General features: G+C 59.8%; 21 protein-coding genes. 6 read left to right on the top strand and 15 right to left on the bottom strand.

Annotated features, from left to right (window positions below):
* Positions 1–278: 278 nt before the first annotated feature.
* Both KSW38_RS18495 and KSW38_RS18490 read right to left on the bottom strand, forming a co-directional pair.
* Entirely contained in the window at positions 279–1,727 is a 1,449-nt protein-coding gene (locus KSW38_RS18495; RefSeq protein WP_216926407.1) for an SLC13 family permease, read from the bottom strand.
* 5 nt (positions 1,728–1,732) lie between these two features.
* Positions 1,733–2,887 (bottom strand): PrpF domain-containing protein, encoded by a 1,155-nt coding sequence (locus KSW38_RS18490; RefSeq protein ID WP_216926406.1) that lies wholly within the window; start codon positions 2,885–2,887, stop codon positions 1,733–1,735.
* 240 nt (positions 2,888–3,127) lie between these two features.
* On the opposite strand from KSW38_RS18490, the gene KSW38_RS18485 reads away from it, so the two are divergent.
* The 3 genes from KSW38_RS18485 (at position 3,128) to KSW38_RS18475 (ending at position 5,462) form a co-directional block, all read left to right on the top strand.
* Positions 3,128–4,066: a LysR family transcriptional regulator gene (locus KSW38_RS18485; RefSeq protein WP_216926405.1), complete on the top strand. Its 939-nt coding sequence runs from the start codon at positions 3,128–3,130 to the stop codon at positions 4,064–4,066.
* A gap of 59 nt (positions 4,067–4,125) precedes the next feature.
* Positions 4,126–4,914 (top strand): phosphatase PAP2 family protein, encoded by a 789-nt coding sequence (locus KSW38_RS18480; RefSeq protein ID WP_216926404.1) that lies wholly within the window; start codon positions 4,126–4,128, stop codon positions 4,912–4,914.
* A gap of 104 nt (positions 4,915–5,018) precedes the next feature.
* Positions 5,019–5,462: an SRPBCC family protein gene (locus KSW38_RS18475; RefSeq protein WP_216926403.1), complete on the top strand. Its 444-nt coding sequence runs from the start codon at positions 5,019–5,021 to the stop codon at positions 5,460–5,462.
* Positions 5,463–5,510: 48 nt separating this feature from the next.
* Here KSW38_RS18475 and KSW38_RS18470 read toward each other — a convergent pair whose 3' ends face one another.
* Both KSW38_RS18470 and KSW38_RS18465 read right to left on the bottom strand, forming a co-directional pair.
* Entirely contained in the window at positions 5,511–6,023 is a 513-nt protein-coding gene (locus KSW38_RS18470; RefSeq protein ID WP_216926402.1) for a SecY family transport protein, read from the bottom strand.
* Positions 6,024–6,719: 696 nt separating this feature from the next.
* Positions 6,720–8,402, bottom strand: coding sequence for a sensor histidine kinase (locus KSW38_RS18465; protein ID WP_254186679.1), 1,683 nt, complete (start codon positions 8,400–8,402; stop codon positions 6,720–6,722).
* Between the two features lie 212 nt (positions 8,403–8,614).
* Between KSW38_RS18465 and KSW38_RS18460 the strand changes: the two genes are divergently transcribed.
* Complete coding sequence (locus KSW38_RS18460) at positions 8,615–9,388, top strand: response regulator transcription factor (RefSeq protein ID WP_216926400.1); 774 nt, start codon at positions 8,615–8,617, stop codon at positions 9,386–9,388.
* On the opposite strand, the gene KSW38_RS18455 is transcribed toward KSW38_RS18460, so the two are convergent.
* The 10 genes from KSW38_RS18455 to KSW38_RS18410 all read right to left on the bottom strand — a co-directional run bounded on the left by KSW38_RS18455 (position 9,385) and on the right by KSW38_RS18410 (position 17,696).
* Positions 9,385–9,858 carry an Hpt domain-containing protein gene (locus KSW38_RS18455; protein ID WP_216926399.1) on the bottom strand — a complete coding sequence of 158 codons (474 nt, stop codon included), beginning with the start codon at positions 9,856–9,858 and terminating at the stop codon, positions 9,385–9,387. The two genes, KSW38_RS18460 and KSW38_RS18455, sit on opposite strands and share 4 nt — an antisense overlap.
* A 117-nt stretch (positions 9,859–9,975) precedes the next feature.
* The gene (locus tag KSW38_RS18450; protein WP_216926398.1) at positions 9,976–10,860 is read right to left on the bottom strand and encodes a type II secretion system F family protein; all 885 of its coding nucleotides are present in this window, start codon (positions 10,858–10,860) and stop codon (positions 9,976–9,978) included.
* A gap of 8 nt (positions 10,861–10,868) precedes the next feature.
* Positions 10,869–11,801: a type II secretion system F family protein gene (locus KSW38_RS18445; protein ID WP_216926397.1), complete on the bottom strand. Its 933-nt coding sequence runs from the start codon at positions 11,799–11,801 to the stop codon at positions 10,869–10,871.
* Between the two features lie 7 nt (positions 11,802–11,808).
* Positions 11,809–13,149 (bottom strand): TadA family conjugal transfer-associated ATPase, encoded by a 1,341-nt coding sequence (locus KSW38_RS18440; RefSeq protein ID WP_428982408.1) that lies wholly within the window; start codon positions 13,147–13,149, stop codon positions 11,809–11,811.
* Positions 13,150–13,322: 173 nt separating this feature from the next.
* Positions 13,323–14,519 carry a CpaE/TadZ family protein gene (locus KSW38_RS18435; RefSeq protein ID WP_216926395.1) on the bottom strand — a complete coding sequence of 399 codons (1,197 nt, stop codon included), beginning with the start codon at positions 14,517–14,519 and terminating at the stop codon, positions 13,323–13,325.
* Positions 14,516–15,292, bottom strand: a complete 777-nt coding sequence (cpaB, locus tag KSW38_RS18430) for a Flp pilus assembly protein CpaB (RefSeq protein WP_216926394.1) — start codon at positions 15,290–15,292, stop codon at positions 14,516–14,518. The genes KSW38_RS18435 and cpaB overlap by 4 nt, the downstream gene beginning before the upstream one ends.
* Positions 15,293–15,323: 31 nt before the next feature.
* Positions 15,324–16,352 carry a Tad domain-containing protein gene (locus KSW38_RS18425; protein WP_216926393.1) on the bottom strand — a complete coding sequence of 343 codons (1,029 nt, stop codon included), beginning with the start codon at positions 16,350–16,352 and terminating at the stop codon, positions 15,324–15,326.
* Positions 16,340–16,714, bottom strand: a complete 375-nt coding sequence (locus KSW38_RS18420) for a TadE/TadG family type IV pilus assembly protein (RefSeq protein WP_216926392.1) — start codon at positions 16,712–16,714, stop codon at positions 16,340–16,342. Before KSW38_RS18420 ends, KSW38_RS18425 begins: the two co-directional genes overlap by 13 nt.
* An 89-nt stretch (positions 16,715–16,803) precedes the next feature.
* Positions 16,804–17,049: a Flp family type IVb pilin gene (locus KSW38_RS18415; protein ID WP_216926391.1), complete on the bottom strand. Its 246-nt coding sequence runs from the start codon at positions 17,047–17,049 to the stop codon at positions 16,804–16,806.
* Positions 17,050–17,270: 221 nt separating this feature from the next.
* Positions 17,271–17,696, bottom strand: coding sequence for a hypothetical protein (locus KSW38_RS18410; RefSeq protein WP_254186678.1), 426 nt, complete (start codon positions 17,694–17,696; stop codon positions 17,271–17,273).
* Positions 17,697–18,163: 467 nt separating this feature from the next.
* Between KSW38_RS18410 and KSW38_RS18405 the strand changes: the two genes are divergently transcribed.
* A complete protein-coding gene (locus KSW38_RS18405; protein ID WP_216926390.1) occupies positions 18,164–19,540 on the top strand; it encodes a sensor histidine kinase in 1,377 nt (458 codons plus the stop codon).
* A gap of 59 nt (positions 19,541–19,599) precedes the next feature.
* Positions 19,600–19,908, top strand: a complete 309-nt coding sequence (locus tag KSW38_RS18400; protein WP_216926389.1) for a hypothetical protein — start codon at positions 19,600–19,602, stop codon at positions 19,906–19,908.
* A gap of 1 nt (position 19,909) precedes the next feature.
* Here KSW38_RS18400 and KSW38_RS18395 read toward each other — a convergent pair whose 3' ends face one another.
* Positions 19,910–20,908 (bottom strand): aldo/keto reductase family protein, encoded by a 999-nt coding sequence (locus KSW38_RS18395; protein ID WP_216926388.1) that lies wholly within the window; start codon positions 20,906–20,908, stop codon positions 19,910–19,912.
* Positions 20,909–20,936: the final 28 nt, after the last annotated feature.

Genomic DNA, 20,936 nt, shown 5'->3' with positions numbered 1-20,936 from the left:
CTGCACGACCGTCTTGGCAGGATCCCCCGGGGCCTGGCCTTCCCCGCAGCATCCCGCGTCTTCGGAGGAAGGACGCACGCAGCGGCGGCAGCTCCGCCGTCGTACGCTTTGCCGACATGGCAGAGGCGGAGCCACCGTGTTAGGTGGCCCCGCCTCTGGTGCGTTGGGATTATCCAGTCCTGCGCCCGTCTTTCGGGTTACCTGTTGCGTTGGTATGCAGGGCGGGTCCCTCCGCGTGCCGACCTGGAGTTGCCGGCAGTCATGTGAAAAGTTGCGGTTTAGAGGATGCCTGTCGGAACCAGGAGGGCCCAAGCCATTGCAGGCGCCACCAGGACCACTCCACCGGCGTACATCATCAGCTGCTTGTAGACGCGCTGACGGTCTGATTCCTGTGCGTTGGCCACGATCAGTGCGCCGTCGGTGGAGAAGGGCGAAACATCCACCACAGTTGCTGCGATTGCAAGAGCTGCGACCGTCCCTGATGCGCTCAACGTGCTGGAGGCCAGCAGCGGCCCGGCGAGCGGGATGAACGCAGTCAGCAGCGCGGTGGACGAGGCGAATGCTGATCCGACCCCGATGACGTAGCAGAGAACCAACGCGATCAGCAGCGGTGCGCCGAGAGCCAAAGCCATCTCTGCAAGGGTGTCGATAACGCCCACGTGCTGCAGCAGGGAGACGTAGGTGATCATGCCGGCCACCAGGAGGACGGTGGACCATGAAACGCCGCCGATGAAGGTCCGGTGTTCCTTGATGTTGATGAGCGCCAGCAGCAGGCCAGCGGAAAGAGCAACAAAGCCAATCGGCATCCGGAAGCCCAAGGTGCAGACGAGCATTACAGCGATCAGTACGAGCGTCAGGATCTGCTGGCCGTGAGGCCTGGTAGTGCGGGGAGTTTCGAGGTCCACGTTCTGGACCCCTGCGCCGTCCTTCAGCTTTCCGAAGACGGCGAACAAAGCCAGGGAGAGCGCCGAGAGAAGCAGGTTGATGGCGAAGCTCGCAGCGAAGAGTCCACCCTGGGAAATGGGGAAACCATTGTCGTGGGCGATGTTGTGGACCAGGACGCCGGCAACCGACAGCGGCGAGAACCCACCTGCGTGTGCGCCATTGATGACGAAGGCGCCCATGAGGACGGGGTGGATACGCGACTCATAGGCGAACCCCATTGCGGCAGGTGCAAGAAGTGCGACGGCGGCAGGCGAGAACGTGCCCAGCGAGGTCAGCGCGGCTGCAATGAGGAAGAAGACCCACGGCAGCAACATCGTCTTACCCCTGACGAGGCGCACGCAATTCTGCACGATGATGTCGATGGTTCCATTGCGGTTGGCCATGCTGAAGAAGTACGTCACGCCGATGATCGTCAGGACGATGCTGGCCGGGAAGTCCTCCAGGATCTCCTTATCGGACATTCCAAGCATGAAATACCCGACGCCGAAGGAGGCTACCAGCCCCATCACACCGATGTTCAGGGGCCACTTGGTAGCGACAACGAACATGACCACGAGGACGACCAAGGGAATGATCTGGGTAGCGGTCAAGGTCGACTCCGTTCCCGAGGTGGCCGCCGGGTTGAAGACGGCGCCTCCGAACATCAGAGCGACCAGACCCAGGACAGCAATCACGGCTGCTGTTATCAGCAGGATACGGCGGCCGCGGTTGGGAAGTTTGGAACCAGCCTCCTGGAGATCATCCACTGTTGTTGAGGGGGCTTGGAAATCGGTCTTAGTCATGATCTTTACTCCTCGTTGAGTGGGCTGATGTCACTGGGCGCTGATACGAAGGAAGGCTCGACGGCGCTGCCGAGGAGTTCCGGGAGATGCAGGGTGCTGGTGGCGATAGTGCGTGCCGTCCGGTCCACCCCGACCAACAGGGACCCGTCGCGCTCTTCGCTCCAGGTCTCGATCACGCCCGCAGGAGTCCGAAGCCGCAGGGTGGAACGCGGTTCGCTGCCCGTGATGCTGTTGAGGACAGTTCCTGGGGTGCTTGCTGCAAGCGTCAGGGCGATGCTTCCGGTAATTGCCAGGGCCGGGTGGGGCTTGCCCATGGAGAGCATCATGACGTTTACATCGCCGGTGTCCCCTGTGCCGGCGTCTCCTGCTTTCGGGGCTCCGACTATTGCGAGCTTGGGGATAGCGCGGGCAGCATCTTGGACTGTTGACGCCAGGCCCATGCGGACTGCGGACTGCCGCCGGATCTGGTCCATGGTGTCCAACTGCAGCATCACTCCGGCCTGCCAGCTTTCGAATCGTGCGGTGTCCAGGCCCAGTTCCTCAGCCTTGACGATCACAACTGGAGCTCCGGCGTCGACCATTGAAACGGTCCACCGCGTACCGCCGGCACTTATCGTGTCCGCTGGTTCACCGGTGGGCAGCAACTTCCCGGTGGTCTTTCCGGCGGGATCCTCGAAACCCAGGCCCACCCGGTAGCCGGGAAATACGACGCCGGGCATCTGCGCATCCGGAACGATCGGCAAAGCGCCCGCTGGGGTACCAACGCGCTGGATGATGATCTGGCCGGTGTTGGTGTTGCGCGTGACGATCCGGGTGTTGTCGCCGTTGGGAGTCACCCAGCCCTTCTCGATCGCGTAAAGGCCAACAACCGCAGAGCAGTTTCCGCAGTTACTCCCCCAGTCCACGGCCGCTTCCTCGATACCCACCTGAGCGAAGGTGAACTCGACGTCGACATTCGGGTCGGCCGGACGGCGCAGAATCATGGCCTTGCTGGTAGTGGAGGTTGATCCTCCGACGCCGTCAATCTGGCGGTGGTCCGGGCTTCCGAAAAGCCGGGGCAGCAAAGAGTCCAGGTCCTTGTTGGTTTCGTCCAGGTGTTCACCTTCGAAGACCCAGCACTTGCTGGTGCCTCCACGCATCCATTCCGCTTCAATCTTCATGGCAATCCGTCCATCTCCTCATGCCGCGCTGGGTTTCAGGGGCCTATAAAGAGAATGATCCGGATCACAAATGAAGACAATGTTGGATATTTTATGGGGGATGTAGAGATGCTTCATTCAGTGTCGTTCTAGCAGTTGAGGCTCGTCTGGTGTTCCGATTTTGGGTCTGGATAGGGCAATAGCTAGGTGAAATCCCGCAGGATTGCATAGAATGAACCAAAATCAGAGGAGAGTTAACTGATGCTTAATGAGCATGGCCAGGAATTATTCGACATTCGGCGGTTGGCTCTGCTGGTTGAGGTTGTGGAGCAGGGATCCATCACCGCTGCGGCCGATCTGATGCTGTACACGCCATCGGCGGTTTCCCAACAATTGCGGAAGCTCGAACAGGAAGTAGGGCAGCCCCTCCTCACCCGCCGCTCGCGTGGTGTGGTGCCGACAGAAGCCGGCCAAGTTCTCGCCGGGCACGCCCGCAAAATGGTGGGACAGATGCGCGCCGCCCGGAACGATCTGGACCAGATCGCGGGCCTCCGCCGCGGCTCCCTGACGGTGGGCACGTTTCCCACCCTCGCAGGATCGTTCTTGCCGCTGGTGATCCGCGCCTTCAAGAAGCGATACCCGGCCATCAGCCTGTCAGTCCGAAGCGCGCGCTTTGAGGAACTGGTATCAGACCTCGAATCCGGGGAGACCGGCCTCTGCCTGCTCTGGGACTACCCTTGGAATCGCTTCCATGACGACGCCATCCGGACAACCGAAGTCTTCCAGGAAAGCACCGTCATCCTTGTGGCCAAGGGACACCGCCTCGCGGAGCTCGATGAAGTAAAGATGGAGGACCTGAAAAAGGAATCCTGGATCGTGCGTGCGGATGCCCATCCCGTGGTGGAAGTGCTCCGGCGCTCCGCCAACGAAGCCGGCTTCGAGCCGACCATCGGATTCCTGGCCAACGACTACCAGGAAGCTCAGGCCATGGTCAGCGTCGGAATGGGCGTCGCCTTGGTGCCCAAAACCGCCGTCGCTCTTCAACATCCGGACGTTCGGGTACTGAGCCTCGGCGCTGCTGCCCCGCTGCGGCGGGTTCTCCTGGCCCAGCGCCAGGACAAGGTCTACGCCCCGGCCGAGGTCGCATTCCACACAACACTGTTGGAAATCGCCCGGGACCACGTTGGGGATTACCTCTAAGGCCGTCACTGGATCCCAGCGAGACCATCCCTTGGCCGCTGCAACGGATATCCTTTGTTATGCCCATCCCGGACACACCGCCGTCGAACGCACCCGGAGACCCTGGAGACACATCCGGGGTCCTTCACGACAAGCTCACCATCCCGGAACGATACGTTGCACCGCGGAGTCAAAAGGTCCTCTACGTCATCGCGGTTGTCCTCGCGGTGGTTGGCGCCGGAACCTTCTTCCTCATCCTCGCCGAAGTACAGCAAAAAATAGATCTGGCCACGGTGGATAGCTCAGTCAGCTCGTGGTTCGTGAGCCAACGCTCACCGACGGCGACAACCGTGATGGGTGTCCTTGCCACCATTTTTGGGCCAATAGTCATGCCCATCATCGTGGCGGCCGTGACCGGGATCTGGATACTCAGGGCGCGAAAGCTTTGGCGACCCCTCTTGCTTGCCGGGGCCATGCTGACCGGAGTGATCCTCGCCCAGGTCATTACACGTTTGGTCGAACGGCCAAGGCCGCCCGTGGATCTGATGGTACTTGGCGCTGACAGCACCTACTCTTTTCCGTCGGGCCACGTACTCGGCGCATCCGACTTCCTTCTGGTCGGCGCGTTCCTCGTTTTTTCGCGTCGCCGCAAAATAGGTGCTGTCATTGCCGGCTTCAGCGCCGCCGTCGCAGGGATCGCCACCCAAGCCATCAGCAGGCTCTACCTCGGCTACCACTGGCTGACGGATGTCCTTGCTTCCGTCTCTTTGTCACTCATAGTGCTGGCCGCGGTCATTGCCTTGGACACGTGGCGCACCACCAAGGCGCTACCCGGGCCGGAAGAGATGGCTGCGAAAAAGCGCGGCTGATTTGCAGCGGGGATCACGTCTTGGGTATGTCCATAACAAGAGTTGAGTGACATTCGCCGGATCGAATTCGGTTGGGCTGAGAGACGATGGAGGAAGGAGGAGCCATGTCAGCACTCACGCACACCATAGAAATCGACCGCCCACCAGATGAGGTTTTTGCGTACGCGAGCGACCCGCTGCACTTCCCGGAGTGGCAGGCTGACGTCCTGGAGGTGCACTTCGAGGGCGCGGGCGGCCGGAAGGTCGGATCGCGGTTCACCACCACCCGCCGGATCGGACCCAACGAGCGCACGATGACCCAGGAGATCACAGAGGACCAGCCGCCCCATCGGTTCGCCGCACATGGGGTTGGGGGTCCCATCCGCCCTCACGCGAGCATCGACGTCGAACCGCTCGGCGACGGCGCACGGTCCCGGGTGACGTTCGAGCTCGATTTCGAAGGGCACGGCCTCGGCAAGGCCCTCGTGCCCGCCGTACGTCAACTCGCGGCACGGGGTGCCCCAGCGAGCCACAGGCGGCTCAAGGAGCGGCTCGAGGCGGACGCATAGCAGCCCTGGGGTCGAGCAGTCCGCGGACAGGCGGTTGGTGGGCAGAGCTTATTGCTTCGCCCAGCCTCCGCAGCCTTCGGTGATGAACCTCTGGCCCCGGACCAGTTTCACCACTGGGAATCCGCCAGTGACAGCTCCCTCGGAACTGTCAATGCTGCCCGGGCGCGTGATTTGCCAGGAGCAGGAGCGTGAGACTTCATGCGTGGTTCGGTACGTTCCCGGGGCGATATCCCTCCCAACAATCCGCGTCCCGTCTTGGATTGTCCCATCTTGGATGGTCCCGTCTTGGGTGGTGCTCGGAGCTTGCCGAGCAGCGGCAACGGCCGAATCACGAGCGGCTTCAGTCCCGGCAGCAACCACGCCCAGGAAAAGCGCTGCCGCTCCCGCGACGGCAACCATTATCGCCGCCTGTTTGCTTGGTAAGGCTGCCCACGAGGACCTTTTGAAAATGAGCGAATAGAGACCGGTGAGCGACGCTGCCAGGCCGATGAAGATCAGGATCGATTCACCATTCCCTGTAGCAGCATTGGCCAGGGCAAGTACGGCAAGCACTGCGCCCACGATCCAAAACGATGGGCCGAAGCGCTTCTTGGAACCGCTGGAGGGATTTTCCCGCGGAGGACTCTGCGGGAAAGGTGGAGGTCCGAAGCCCGGATGTTGAAATGGCTGCTGCTGATAGTAGGGCTGGTACGGCAAATGTGACTGCTGGAATGGTGGCTGCTGGTAGTGGTGCAGCGCCGGCACTGCAGCCGGTGCTGCAAAAGGCTGCGGCGACCCGTAGGGAGGCACGCCCGGTGGCGCAAACGGCTGCGGCTGTTGCCCAGCATCCCCGGCACGTCCGTCTGACCGTATGCGGGACCATCCGTGTCATTCGTCATTGATTCCCCCACATGAAAGTAACCGGCATGGCGCGTTCCTCAGCAACTGGCCCGACTACGCATCACACTACGACACTGGGTCCGAACATCATGGGCTTTTCAGGACATCTTCCGGGCACGCCTGAACACAATTTGGCCTAACGACGGAAAAGGCGCGCCGCCTAAACTGAGGGGACACCAAGCAATCGCGGCTTGCGGGGTTGCCGGTGTTTAAGGAACGGAGAGCGCCATGCTCAAGATGCTGATGTGCAAACTGAACCTGAGTCACGCCTGGCACGTGGAATCGGCAGAAGATGGCAGCGGCCGTTACAGGCGATGCACCCGGTGCGGTAAGTACGACCGCGACTGGGACGGTAGCGGCTTTATGCACTGAACGGGCCTATGCCTTCACGTTCTCCTGGGGTGGCGTGGCCGGAAGCGAAACCGTAAAGGTGCTGCCCCTTCCGGGTTTGCTTGTGCAGGTGATGCTGCCGCCATGCCGTTCCACGATGGACTTGGTGATGGACAGACCCAGGCCCACACCCGGAATGGCTGCCTGGCGGGCAGCACCCGTCCGGAAGAAGCGCGTGAAGATCTTTTCGGTCTCCTCCGTGGTCATACCCATACCGGTATCCTGAACTTCCAGCTGGATCCACCCGTCGTTCCGGGCGGCCCTCACAGTCACTCGTCCGCCACCCGGGGAGTACTTGATGGCATTGGACACGAGGTTATCCAAGGCTTGCCCCAACCTCAGAGGATCCGCATCTGCCCATAGCGGTGAAGGTACATCGGCCACGAGGCCCACATTGGCAAAATCGGCCTGCGCGTGGGCTGAGACCAAACTGTTTTCAACCAGGCCTGCGACGTCTGTACGCCGTAGGTGGATGCTCTCCACTGCGGCCGCTGACATGAGCAGATCATCCACCAGAGCACGGAGCCGCTCGGCGTTGCGCTCTGCGACTTCCAACCGGGTCCTCGCTCTGTCGGAGAGCTTTTCATCCCCGCTGAGCACCAAGTCCAGGTTGCCCAGGATCGAGGTCAGTGGGGACCCGAACTCGTGAGAGACGTTGGCCACCAGTTCATCCTTGGCCGCGAGGGCCTGGACAACGTCAGTCACGTCGCGAAACACGATCACAGCTCCGCCGAACCCTTCGTCCACGCCGTATTTCATGCTGCGCGCGGCGGTGGAAATGGCCCGCTGTTCTGCTCCGGCACCGAACCACACAAGGTAATCCGAATACGTCTCCCCCTGCACTGCCCTTTGAGTGGGGCTCTTTTCGGGCGGAAGCGGTGTCAGCCGATCCTGACCAAAGATCAAAAGCTCGTCCCGTGTGGGAGCAGCTCCAGAGCGTGATGGAGTTGCCACCCGATGGAATTCTTTTTGCTGGTTGTTGGTCAAAAGCGTCTCGCCCTTGGAATCGACGGCGACAATTCCGACGTCGATTGTGTCCAGGATCGTCCCAAGCAGCATTTCGCGATCCCTGCTCGCCGCCAGCAATTGCCGCAAAGCCTGGTCACGCTGCCTGACACGCTGTTGCTGAATCCTGGCATTCGAGCCGGATAGCCGAATGGTGACTGCAACGGCAAACATCACCAGAGGCAAGACGATAACCGAGAACATGTCGGAGGATGGGGGCTTTGGCAAGTGCGAAATGAACGGCGGGAGGGCAATAATGAGGGGACCCAGAAAGCTGATGATAAGGCTAGACCTGGTTCGCATACCTGAGGCGGACAACCAGATCACAGGAAAAAGTGCGAGGACGACGAGGCCCGGCAGCGAGCCATACGCACCACTTCGCGTGAAGGCAAGGGCAACCAGATCCAGGACCGGAATGGCCAGGCTTGCGCCCGGCGCAAGGCGCTCCCACGGTACCAGGAAGCAACTCAGGAAAAGGATCCCGTGCATGAGGATTCCGGTGACAAACAACCCGTTCTGCATGAGATTTGGCCAAAGGGCAGGGGCAGAGACGAACAATCCTCCGACTACCAGCGTCAAAGGCAATTCGCAGACGGCCACCCTGGCTCTGGGCGTCAGTTTTCTAAAGATGCGGGCGGCTGTGCGAAGCAAAGGCTGCTCAGTCAAGGCAGAATCCTTCGTTTGGGGGGACACGGACCAAATATCGTTTCGCGCCGATTCCGGGAAGAGCGGGGGCGGAGCGTAAAACCGGAAGTTGGGACGGCGCATATTGCACATATTAGGTGCTATAAAACGTGAATGCTTGTATCGTACGTATTGGGTGACACTTCCCGCTCTGCGCTGGGCTTGCGGGGATGTGCGCCGACTCGAGGGAATCAATGAGCGAGCCTGGGGTTGCTGTAGTCATTGAGGATGATGAAGACGTCCGGAACTTGGTGGGCGCCATCCTAAAAGAGGCGGGTTTTGTGGTCCATTCCGCCGCCACGGGACGCGAAGGCGTCGAAGTTGTCCGACATCATCAAGCCGTGGCGGTGACACTGGACGTCGGGCTTCCAGACATGGATGGTCACGAGGTTTTGCGGCGAATCAGACAATTCAGCGATGCCTACGTTGTCATGCTCACCGCACGCCGGGACGAGCCGGACACCTTGACCGCTTTCCTGACGGGTGCGGACGACTACGTGAAAAAGCCGTTCCTGCCACGCGAGCTAAGGGCAAGAGTCACAGCGATGATGCGGCGGCCCCGTGTCAGCGCCGGGTTGTCCTTGCCTGAGGATGCCGGCGACAACGGCTTGGTCCGTTCGAACGGACGTCATGATGCGGTCATTGAACACAACGGATTGTCGTTGAATTACAAATCCCGGGCAGTTGCCCTTGATGGTTCTCCCCTGACCTTGACCAGAAGCGAATTCGATCTACTGCTGGATTTGCTTCGCAACCCGGAGGAAGTGCGTACACGGGCTGACCTGGTTCGAGCTGCCCGCGGTGACTATTACGACGACGACGCTTACATCAGCGAGGCCGACGAACGGGCTGTTGAAACCCACATTGGAAATCTTCGCCGAAAGCTGCGCGAAGATTCACAGTCTCCCCGGTTTTTGCAGACCATCCGGGGGGTCGGTTATCGACTCGCCCCGAAAAGACCCGATTAGGAGATGGGATCGGGGTCAGGACTTTCATTCCTCAGAACGTAGCTTTCCCTGAGCTCCTTGACAGTGCGCTGACCACACTCTGCAATCTCATCTAGGAGAGGCTGGGAATTGCGTAATTCCCCGTCCAGAATGTGTTCCTCAAGCCTGGCTGCGAGAACCGAAAGGCGAATGCCCCCCACCATGGCAGAAGATGTTCTCAGGCTCAGGATGGTGTCCAGGGCAGCCGCTTCGTCACTACGTTCGATGGCGGCCGCGAGGCTTTCGTACCGTGTCGGCCAGAGCCTCGCGAAGTCGCTTGCAAAAATGCGCGCTATGCCAGGATCGCCCACCTGATCTTCCAAGAGTTGGAATTCCGCGAGGTCAAGTATCGGCCGCCCATCGGCGTCGGGCTTCCACGTGGAACCCTTCGCTGGGCCGATACGGTCGGAGTCCCCACGCTCGTCGACCTCACTGAAATCTGAACTGAACATAACTCGATGCTACTTCCTGAACTCAGATTTAAACCGATCTTGCGCTGATCTTGAGCAAATCCTTAGATCCTCCTGATTTCTTGAGTTTCTCTTTATTGCGACATTTAGCTATTCCGCTTATCCACCACTGAGCGTCGTTATGGTGTTGATGACTGCTGGTCCCAAAATCGCAATAAACAAGACCGGAAAGATGAAGAATAGCAGGGGAAAGAGAATTGTTACCGGAAGCTTCATGGCTTTCTCCTCGGCGCGTTGCCTGCGCTTAACCCTCATGACCTTCGCCTGAACTTTCAACACGCGACTAATGGCAATCCCGTACGTGTCCGCCTGGATAACGGCCTGCACGAAGCTTCTCAGTTCAGGAATGTTGGTCCGTTGGGCCAACGCGAGATAGGACTCGCGGCGGCTCCTGCCAACCTGCATGTCCTGGAGTGTCCTTACAATTTCTTCCGCCAGCGGTCCCTTGCCGTTTTCTCCCGCGCGGGCCATGGCTCCTTCGAAGCCGAGGCCGGCCTCCACTGAGATGAGCATTTGGTCCATGGTGTTGGCAAGTTCCAACTGGATCTTCTTTTGCCGCTCCTGCCCCTTGCTATAAAGCATCAGGTCCGGAATGAAATATCCCAGCAGGACCACAAAGATCCCCACAAGCTTGATGAGTCCACTCTGGCTGCTGGTAGTTATAAACAAACCGAAAATCGCACCGAGAAGGCCAAGCGCAGGCTTGGCCGCGAGGACACGTCCCAGAGGGAGTGAGGTGGGACGGCCAGCCAAAGCCAGTAGTCTGTCCAGTTTCTGGACGTAACTTCCGGGCGTAAGCCTGTAGCCGAGGCGCTCCAAGGCACCGCTCCTGCTCTGTTGCTCCACCTCCATCGCGATCTGACCCCGGGAGAGCAGCTCGCGGACTGCCCGCGGGGTCCTCCGGTCAGCTGAAAGGAGAGACCACGCGAAATACGCGCTCGGCAGCGGAACGAGAAACAAGGATAAAAGCAGGAAAGGGTGCAAGGTTCACCTCAAAATTTCAAATCGATGATCTTGCGCATCCAGAGACCGCCGATGGTCATAAGGACGGCCGAGCCGACAATCATGCCCCAACCCAGCGGATTGGTAAACATGACGTTCATATAGCCGGGGTTGACGATCATGAGCATAATGACGATTCCCACCGGAAGAGCCATCAGAATGTAGGCCGAGAACTTTCCCTCAGCAGCCAGGGACTTGATGTGTCCTTTGATTTCGCTACGTTCGCGAATGGTGTCGTTCACCTGGTCCAACACGTCTGCGAGGTTCCCGCCCACCTCGCGGTTGATCTGGATCGCTTGGGCTATCCAGACGAAGTCCTCGTTTCGCATTCTCTCCGCCGTATCGTTCAGGGAAGCTTGCAGGTCGCGTCCCAGACTTGTCTCGGTGATGACCCTGCGCATTTCCTCGGATGTGGGGCTGATTGATTCCGTGGCAGCCGCGTCGATGGCGCGCAGGATGCTGTGGCCAGCCCGTAGGCCACCGGAAAGAAGCTGAAGGGTATCCCCAAGCTGATCATCGAACCTGTCGCGCCTTTTCCCCGCGCGGAACCTCAGGACCAGGCGGGCCACGAAGGGTGCCAAAACAGCGAGCAGAATGGCACCGATGATGCCCCCAACAACCAGCCCGATCAAAGCTCCCACCACAGCGCCTGCGATCACCAGGACGACGAAGTCCGCTTGGCTCATTCGCACACCCGCGTCATCGAGTTGTTCGCGGTTGAAAAGCCGAACGTTGCGCTGCGTCAGCACACGATGAAGTACGTCAGTTGTTGACCCTGTGAATCGCGTCAGATGGGAACCGGGACCTACCTGGTACGGCCGCCTCCGGTCCAGCGGAACCTCGGGGGTCTTTGGCAGAATGACGGCCACCCCGAACAGCAGGATGGCTGACAGCATGAGGGCCAGTCCGACGAAAAGAATCATGGCGCGCTCACGTCCTCGGCGTCGATGTCAGTGGAGCCGCGAAAAGCTCGGGAGATACATGAATGCCCAAGTCCGTGAAGCGATCGATGAACCGGGGCCGGATACCGGTCGATACTGGTCTGCCGAGGAACATACCGTGAGCGTCGACGCCGGCCGAGTAGTCGAAAACAAAAGCGTCCTGGAGCGTGACGATATCGCCTTCCATCCCTTGAACCTCAGTCACATGGGTAATGCGGCGCGTGCCGTCGCGGAGACGCGAAATTTGAATGATGAGATTCACGGCGGACGCCAGCTGCTCACGGATTGCCCGCAAGGGGAGGTCCATTCCAGCCATAAGTACCAGCGTTTCAAGCCTGGCCACGGCATCACGGGGAGAATTCGAGTGCACCGTCGAGAGGGACCCGTCGTGCCCAGTGTTCATGGCTTGCAGCATGTCCAGCGACTCTCCCCCGCGCACCTCGCCCACCACGATCCTGTCCGGGCGCATACGTAGGGAGTTCCGGAGCAGTTCCCGGATAGTGACTTCGCCCTTGCCCTCAGTGTTCGGCGGCCGGCTCTCAAGCCTGACCACGTGCTGCTGCTGGATCTGCAGCTCCACTGCGTCCTCAATGGTGACAATCCGGTTGTCCTCAGGAATGAATGAAGACAGGACATTTAACAGCGTGGTTTTGCCGGTTCCGGTACCGCCGGAAACAATAATGTTCAGTTTCGCTTTGACGCAGGCATTCAGGAGTTCGGCGATTTCAGGAGTCAGCGTGCCAAAGTCGATCAAATTCCTGATGGTCAAGGGCACCTTGCTGAATTTTCGGATCGTGAGAGACGAACCTCCAACAGCAAGCGGCGGAATCACGGCGTTAACGCGTGAGCCATCCTCCAACCGTGCGTCGACCAGCGGAGACGATTCATCGATCCGGCGTCCCACCTTGGAGACGATGCGTTCGATGACTCTTCTTAGATGGTCTTCGGAGCTAAATCCCGAATCAGTAAGGATCAGCTTGCCGCGCCGTTCGACGTAAATCTGATCCATTCTGTTGACCATGATCTCCGTAACTTCCGGGTCATCCAGCAGGCGCTGCAGTGGCCCGTAGCCCAGGACATCATCGGCCACGTCCGCCACAAGCCGGCTGCGCTCCTCAGGAGAGAGCGGCACCTGTTCAGAGTCGATGATCCTGGTGAGCTCTTCGCGGGCAGCAGTCCGTAGTTCCTGCTCACTTAACGATGAGTCATTGAACCTCGCACCCAGCCGCTCGAACAACGCCGTCGCGGCCCGTCGTTTGAGCGCAGCGAAGGCATCCACCGGCTGCTGGGCCTTCGGCCGAGGAGCGTCCGGATGATCAGCCAGCTTCACTGAAGTGTGAGGGTTCGCCGCAACCGTAGCTTTCGCTTGGAGATTTGGCTTAACCTGCTGCGCTGCCTGCGCAAAGGTGGGGTTCGTCGTCGAGAGTGGCTTTGGTCCTTGCCCAAGCGCAGCCCCTGGACCCGCGGACTTTTCCTCGGCGTCATGCAGGCGTTCGGACAGCTTCACTGAACTACCACCCTTCTGTGCAGCTTTCGCTGGGACGAGGCGCGCCATGCGGGGTTGAAGCGTTCAACGAGATGGTTCAATCCCTTGATTGCTGGATCCTTCGCCCCCTCCTGCAGCACCGGAATTCCCCGGTTGGTGGAGAGCGCTACTGCTTTTGACCGGGGGATGCTGACATCAACGGGGGCACCAACAGTCGATTCAACGTCCTGGACGGACAACCCGGACTTGGAATCGGCCATGTTGAGCACCACATGGCGGGTTTCCGGGAGAAGATTCAGCCGGCGGAGGATGTCCAGGCCGGAGCGCAGGCCTCGCACGCTTGGCACATCCATCGCTGACACCCACACCGCATCCGTGCACCGCTCCAGGGCTGCGAGGCCAATTTCCGGCAATCCAGGGGCCGTATCGACCACCACGTACTGGAACTCTTCGGCAAGTTGCTCAAGCAGCCGAGCAACTTGGTCCGGAGTAACTTCATCCGCCTCTTCGGGGGTTTTAGGTGCGCACAAAGCATAAATGCTCGCAGGATGGACCGTAAGAAACGCCTTGAGTACCAGCGAATCCTGGCTGGCCGACGGTGTGACAGCGTCCGTAACAGTGTGTTCCGGATTGAGGTAGAGTCCCGAGGCGACATCCCCGAACTGCAAATCCAGATCCACGATAACCACACTCATGGGCGCTATCTTGCCCAGCCCCACGGCGATGTTCGTGGCGATGGTTGTCTTACCCACACCGCCTTTGGGAGAAAAGACGCCGATCACCATGCCCTTGGGTGCACCGGATGGCTTCGGTTCCGAAGTCCGCTGGCGGGTGGCGAAGGACTGGCACGCCCGCTCCAACGTAATCCTGATCTCCGCCATGTCCGCAGTTGGGCTCATGATGTCGCGGATGCCGGATCGCATCGCCTGGAGGATGAAGTCTGGCTGCGGCTCGGCTACAAGAAGCACGCTGAGCTCAGGCACTTGAACATTAAGGACAGTGGCCAGGCGCATCGCATCCTCCACTGGGACCTCCGGACCCAGGATCAGCACCTCGAGTTGTCCCTGGTCCAAAGCGCCGAAGAGCTCAGCGGGGTCAACAGGCAGGACGTTAGTGAAGAACGTCTGCACAGATCCCGGGAGGCCGCCGGCAACGGCTTGACGCAACCGCTGATCAAATTCCGGGCTGGGGGTTATCAGGGCAAACCGGCTCACTTGTACACCTCGCTCCTTTGGATGATTCTGGGTCCGCTCTCTTGGGCGTCCACCGGCTCCTTACTCAGCCAGATTTTGGCGAACTCGTTGGCGAAAACGATCTTGGCTGCGTCCGAGTCGCCCACTGCAACGGTCAGGAGCAGGGAACCGGTGGGAAGGGCGCTTTCCTTGGGATCAGGTCCTGTGGTCCCGGGACTTGGTGCAGGGCTGGGCTGGGCCGTGGCTGCTGGCTCGGGGGCCCGCTGCACTGCGGTCACAAGCACCTTGTGAATGGACAATTGGGTAGTTTCCTTCTCCGGCTTGGACTCAATTCCACCGTTCTCCATGGAAATGAAAATCCCGATATGGTCACCAGGAACCACCCGTCCCCCCACCACGCGCACCGGGTCCAGCTGGAACGAGACCTCTTGCATTCCGGGAGGCACTGCAACGTTTCCCGGAGTCTTCAGTGCCTCCGGAGCTACCAGACGCTCCGCCACCAATGGTTCGCCCGGAACGAGGTCCACAGCGGCCACCTTGCCCGCCGAATCGCCCAACGTCTTCAGCGCTGATGCGGGGACAGAAGACTCCGGAAGCTGCTGCGCGGCCAGGGAAGCCTTCATGGCCTCTACCGGTGTGCCGGCGGGAATCGGAGCCTTGACCATCAAGACGTCAACAGGGGCAAGATTCTGGACAGCCCGTTGATCCGCGCCCTGCGCGTAGACGAACACGAGGATCACCCCTATGACCGCCAGCAGCGCTGCTGCCGATCCTGCCAATAAGCGTGATTTCACTTAACACTCCTGTGCTCAAAAATTGGAAAGACTAGTTGGTCAGGCGCACTACAGTGACTCCATTGGCATCCACAGGACCCAAGGAATAGCCGTCTGCCAGCGAGACATACTTGACGAATCTCCCCACGATCCCCCGGCAATTTCCCGTGCAGGACAGCGAGGAAGAAACATAGGGACTCTCGTTATGGAAAGCGTCCGGGAGGCTGCTGCCGCCGCTGAACTTCCATCCCGTCACTTTGAAGGCGGCAAACGAGACCAAGTGGTAAATGGCTCCGCTGCCTGTGCCGGTTACGGAATTGAAGACAGGAAGCAGCACAATGATGTCTTTTCCGGCGTTGATGGTGGCTGCCCATTTGTTGAGGGTAGTTGCACAATTTGGCGGCACACTGTTCCCGGGGGCGCTGCCACCTTCGCTCAGCGCCAGGTCAATGGTGCCACCGCACACGCCAGGATCCTGGACAGTCCATCCGAACCCGCCCTCTACTGCCGCACCTGAAGGCCCGTAGTTGCAGCTGGGGTTGGCGCCGGTGCCGTGAGCCTGCAAAAGCTGCTGGACACCGCCAACGTACCCTTGCACCTGGCAGATCGAAAACGCCAGGGGAAATGGAGTAGTTCCAGCACGAGGACTGCCCCACTGAACGGTGGATGAGGTCACAACGTCGGCGGAATTCATGCCCAGGACACGGCCGAAGACAAGTGAAACGGCATTTGGAGCCCCACCGGCCTGCTGGGAGCCGGCGGACACGGTTACCTTCCGGTTAGTCAGATCGAGGTTAACCGAGTTGATGTTTCCAAGGCCGTCCACAGCGTTCTTGTTGGCCATGTCCTTGGCGATCTGGGACGTACTCGAGCAATTCGGGTCGCTGGTGCTGGCGGCACACTTCTCCGCCACGGCCAGGGCCGCGGCATCGGATCCGTTCTGCGCTTGCGCCTTTTCCGAGTAGAGCATTCCAGCGTCCACAGCCAGGGCGGCGAAGCCAAGTAACGCAACCAGAATCAGAGCTATGAGGACCGCAACCGCCCCGCGTTCGCCGTCGTCATTGCCCTTTATCCGCCACATACCATCACCCCTACGCCTTGCATCGGGAATGGTCCTGCTATTCCCGTGAGGGTGCTGAGTGTGTACTTGACGGTTACGGACATCTGCGCGCCGGACGTGCAGCTGGTGGCACTGAAGGTGAAGTTCGCGTCTGCCAGCTTGGGATTCAGGGTTACAGCGGCGTTTTTCGCCGCGGTCCTAGCAGCCGATTGATCATTCGCGATCGACATCACACGCACGCCCTCGCGGGCAGCGTTCGTGAGCGAGACCTGCGCATTGTAGGCCCGCCCGAATTCCATGATCCCCAGAACCAGGAGGATCAGGACGGGTGCGAGCAACGCGAACTCGACCGCTACCGCACCCCGTTCTGATGTCCTGTGCATGTGAATCTGCCTTCTTATCGCAAATGGAAAGAGGAACGGGCGGGTGGGGCCACCGACCCACCCACCCGGGTACCCGCCGTGAGTCCGGTCTACTTTGAGCAGCTGCCAACAACGGCCGGGGTTGAACCCGAAGCTGGTGCTGAGGCCGTCCAGGTGCCGCCCTTGACGGCACAGGCTGAGCTGTTGAAGGTCTCGACGAGGTTCCCGCCGAGCAGGGTTACAGCGACGATGATGACCACGGCGATGAGCGCAACCATGATGCCGTATTCGACGGCGGTAGCGCCGTTCTCTTCACGACGGGCACGGGATGCGATGGTGCGGAAGGTAGCAAACATTTTGAAAACTCCTGAGCGAGTTGGGGAGATGTGGGCTGGCCCGATACCAGCTCCCTAACAACGTAGCAACGGAGTGAACTCCATTTCGGAGTCCTTGGGACTTCCTGTGGAAAGCCTCTGGAACCTGCGCATTTCCTGCGCTAAACCTAGGAATTCCCTCGCTTTGCCCACACAAAAATAAGGCCGCGCCACCATTGGCACGGCCTTATCGTTGAGATTTGTCAGCCCATTGCAGGGGCAACCACGGGTGGTGGCGAGAGCTGCTTACGCGCCCACCGGGCCAACTTCTTGCCCTTGCCCTTCCACCAGTTGTCTTCATCCTTGTCGGAGTGCCAGCGGAAGATGATCATCACCAGCACGGCCATACACATGGCCACCTGAAGCCATGACCACGTGACCGCTTCAGCGAGCGCGCTGATCCCCATGACCATGATGGAAGGCACCGCCAAGGTCCTGAAAATGGTATTCGCCACGTACCGGGGTCGTGAACTGGGTATGGACATCGCACGCACCATATCGAAGCACAGGCACACCACCACCATTATTTGGCCCACGGACATAAGGAGAAGCCCGGGCAGCGACCCCGCGAACATTGCTGCCGATTCCATTCCTGTACTCAACGTAATCCCCTCCAACAAAAACGTCATTTCAGATCCTCTGTGCTCCATTGAATCGGCTGCAGGAGGTACCCGTCACGAGTAGTGAGTACTCGTTTCCGGCAGGCCCGACTACTCGGTTGCTTGCCGGGTACTTGGTCTTGGAGGGCAGGACTTTCCACAAATTCCTGTGCTTACGTGCCGCCGCCTTGTCTCAGCTCATCTGTAAATCACTATGCTGGCAGCAGAGCTTGTTTTTTCAGATCCCGGGGGATGGAAGGTGCTTGGCTATGGGGGATAGCGTTTTCTTACCGCTGGAGGATTATTTCAGCAGAATCGGAGCGCGCAAGGCGATTGTCTTATGCCAGCTGCCATTGGTGGCCACGGTGGCCTTCATTGTTTTTCTGGCGGTTCTCTTTAATCCCGCAAGCCTCTTACACCCGGCCTTCTTCCCGGTCCTTCTCCTGCAGGTCGTGATCCTGGGGGCATGCGTCGTTCTTCCATGGAACCGTCTTCCCATGTGGAGCTTCGTTTTCATCCCGGTGCTGGATTGTCTCGCGGTGGGCCTCCTGCGCGAGGTCGGCGGTCCGGTGCTCAGCGTGGTGGGGCTTGCCATGGCTTTCCCTGTGATCTGGCTGTCAGTCAGTGCCAGCAAGATCCGCGTAGCCGTGGCTATCCTGGCCCCCCTTTGCGCGACCGTTGCTTCACCATTCGTGCTGGGGCACGAGGTTGAACGGTCAGAGCTGATCCGCATGATTATCTTCCCCGCCATCATGGCCGGTCTGGCCCTCTCCGGGCATGCTGTTGCCCGCGGGCTGATCAAACATGGCGAGAGGCTGGACCGTAAGGATCGCGAACTGGTGCGTCTCCATGGTGCTACCAAAGAACACGCCCAACTCCTGGATACAGTCCTGGAAACGGTCAACGTTGGTGTCTGGGCGATGGACGCAAATGGTGCCGACATTCTTACCAACCGTCGCCTTCGGGCCGACCGTTCGTGGGTTCAAGAGTCGACGAACGCCGCGAACCCGTTCACTGTAGTGACTGAGCCGTCCGACGAAGAACGGAACAATCCTGCGGATCTGGCCGTTCGAGGGGCCAGCTTCACCAACAGACTTGTCCGGGTAGGCGATGGGGAGAAGCAACGGACCTTTTCGGCCGCCTCACGTCCCCTTCTCGGCGACGCGGGCCAGTTGAAGGGTTCCATCATTGCTTTCACTGACGTCACGGCGCTGGTGAAGGCGCAAACAGCACGCGACAAGTTCGTTGCCACGATCTCCCATGAGCTTCGAACGCCACTAACGTCCATTCTTGGTTACCTGGAAATACTCGACAGCCAGCCAAATCCTGCGTTCATGGGCATCATCGAACGGAACGCAGAACGTTTACTAACACTTGTCAACGATCTTCTGCTTGTCGCCTCCGAAGACCTCGAACTGCGTCGCCGGCCCACCAACGTTTCCGAATTGCTCCAGGAGGCGGTGAGGAACGCCAAGCCAGCAGCTGCTGCAAGGGGCATCACCATTGCTATGAGAATCCACGGAAACGTAGCGGCAGATGTTGACCCTGGCCAGTTCTCCAAAGCCATTGACCAATTGCTATCCAACGCCATCAAGTTCTCTCCCGAAGGCACCCAGGTGGTCATCGGTCTGCGGGGAAATAACGGCGAGGTAGAACTCTCTGTCATGGATCACGGAATCGGCATGACCGAAGAAGAACAAGACGAGGCCTTCACCAAGTTTTTCAGGGCCGATCAGGCAATGGAATCAGCAATACCCGGGGCCGGCCTGGGGTTGCCCCTCAGCAAAGCAATCATCGAAGCCCACGGTGGAACGATCGGGTTGAACAGCCGGCCAGGGGCCGGCACCACCGTGACGGTCACCGTTCCGCGCTAGCTGCAGACTTGCTCCTGATCCGCAGGCTCCCGTGCGGACCGCGCGTTGGATAATCGAGTATGGGCGCTGAGCTGCTGACAATTCCTGAATGTCCCCATGCTGCGGCCGCTCAGCAACTCTTCGAGCGGGCACTGAGGCTGGCCGGGATTTCCGGCATGGTGCACTTAGTGGTGGACTCCGAGGAGGAAGCAGCCTCGCTCGGTTTCCACGGCTCCCCCACATTCCAGATCGACGGACAGGACCTCTTTCCGGCCCTCGGCGACCCCGCGCTGAGCTGCCGGATCTATCCAGCCCCCGACGGCCCCCGAAGCTTGCCGGATCTGGAATCGCTCCGAACGGCGATTCAAGAAAAGCTGAAGGGCAGGTAGCTTAGGGCCGAGTCAGGAACGACTCGACTTTGCCCGGATCCCGCTCGATGACCGGCTCCAATACCTGGTCAATCCTGTGGAGCAGTTCAGCATCAAGCTTCACGCCCGACGCCGTGGCGTTGTCCACCAGTTGCTCTGGCTTGGATGCCCCGACGATCGCTGCCGAGACGTTGCTGTTCTGCAACACCCAGGCCACCGCCAAGGCTGCCATGGATAGTCCTGCTTCCTTGGCAATGGGCTGCAATTCCTGGACCTTCTCCAGCACCTCCGGACGCATGAACTTGTGGTCGTCTTTCAGGGTCCCGTCCTCGGAGGTGAAGCGCGAATCTGTGGGCGCACCCTTGCCGGGAATGTACTTGCCTGTAAGGACGCCTTGGGCCAAGGGGGACCAGCAAATCTGTCCCAAGCCCAGCTCCTCGCTGGTGGGAACGACTTCCTCCTCGATGACCCGCCACAGCATTGAGTATTGGGGCTGGTTGGAAATCAGGCCGATACCAAGGTCTTTGGCGAGTCTGGCGCCGGCCCGGATCTCGTCCGGCGTCCATTCGGAAACTCCGATGTAAAGTGCTTTGCCGGCCCGGACGATGTCCGCAAATGCCTGCATCGTCTCCTCAAGCGGCGTTTCATAGTCGTAGCGGTGGGCTTGGTAGAGGTCAACGTAATCCGTACCGAGCCTGCGCAACGAGCCGTTGATTGACTCCACCATGTGTTTACGCGAGAGCCCACGATCGTTCTTTCCCTCACCAGTGGGAAAGTAGACCTTGGTGAAGATTTCCAAGCCTTCACGGCGGACCCCCTTCAGGGCTTCGCCCAAGGCCGATTCTGCACGGGTTCCCGCGTAAGCGTCCGCAGTATCGAACGTGGTGATACCAAGATCCAGTGCCTGCCGTACGCAGGATGTTGCCGCTTCCTGGTCGATCTGTTCGCCGTGGGTGACCCAGTTGCCGTAGGCCAGTTCGCTGATGTACATGCCGGAGGCGCCGAGCTTGCGATATTCCATGGGGTAGGTCCCTTTCAAAAAGTGTGAT

Origin of the sequence: Paenarthrobacter aromaticivorans (assembly GCF_019038615.1) — a bacterium.
GTDB classification, from domain to species: Bacteria; Actinomycetota; Actinomycetes; order Actinomycetales; family Micrococcaceae; genus Arthrobacter; species Arthrobacter aromaticivorans.
This window is presented reverse-complemented; position numbering and strand designations above follow the sequence as displayed.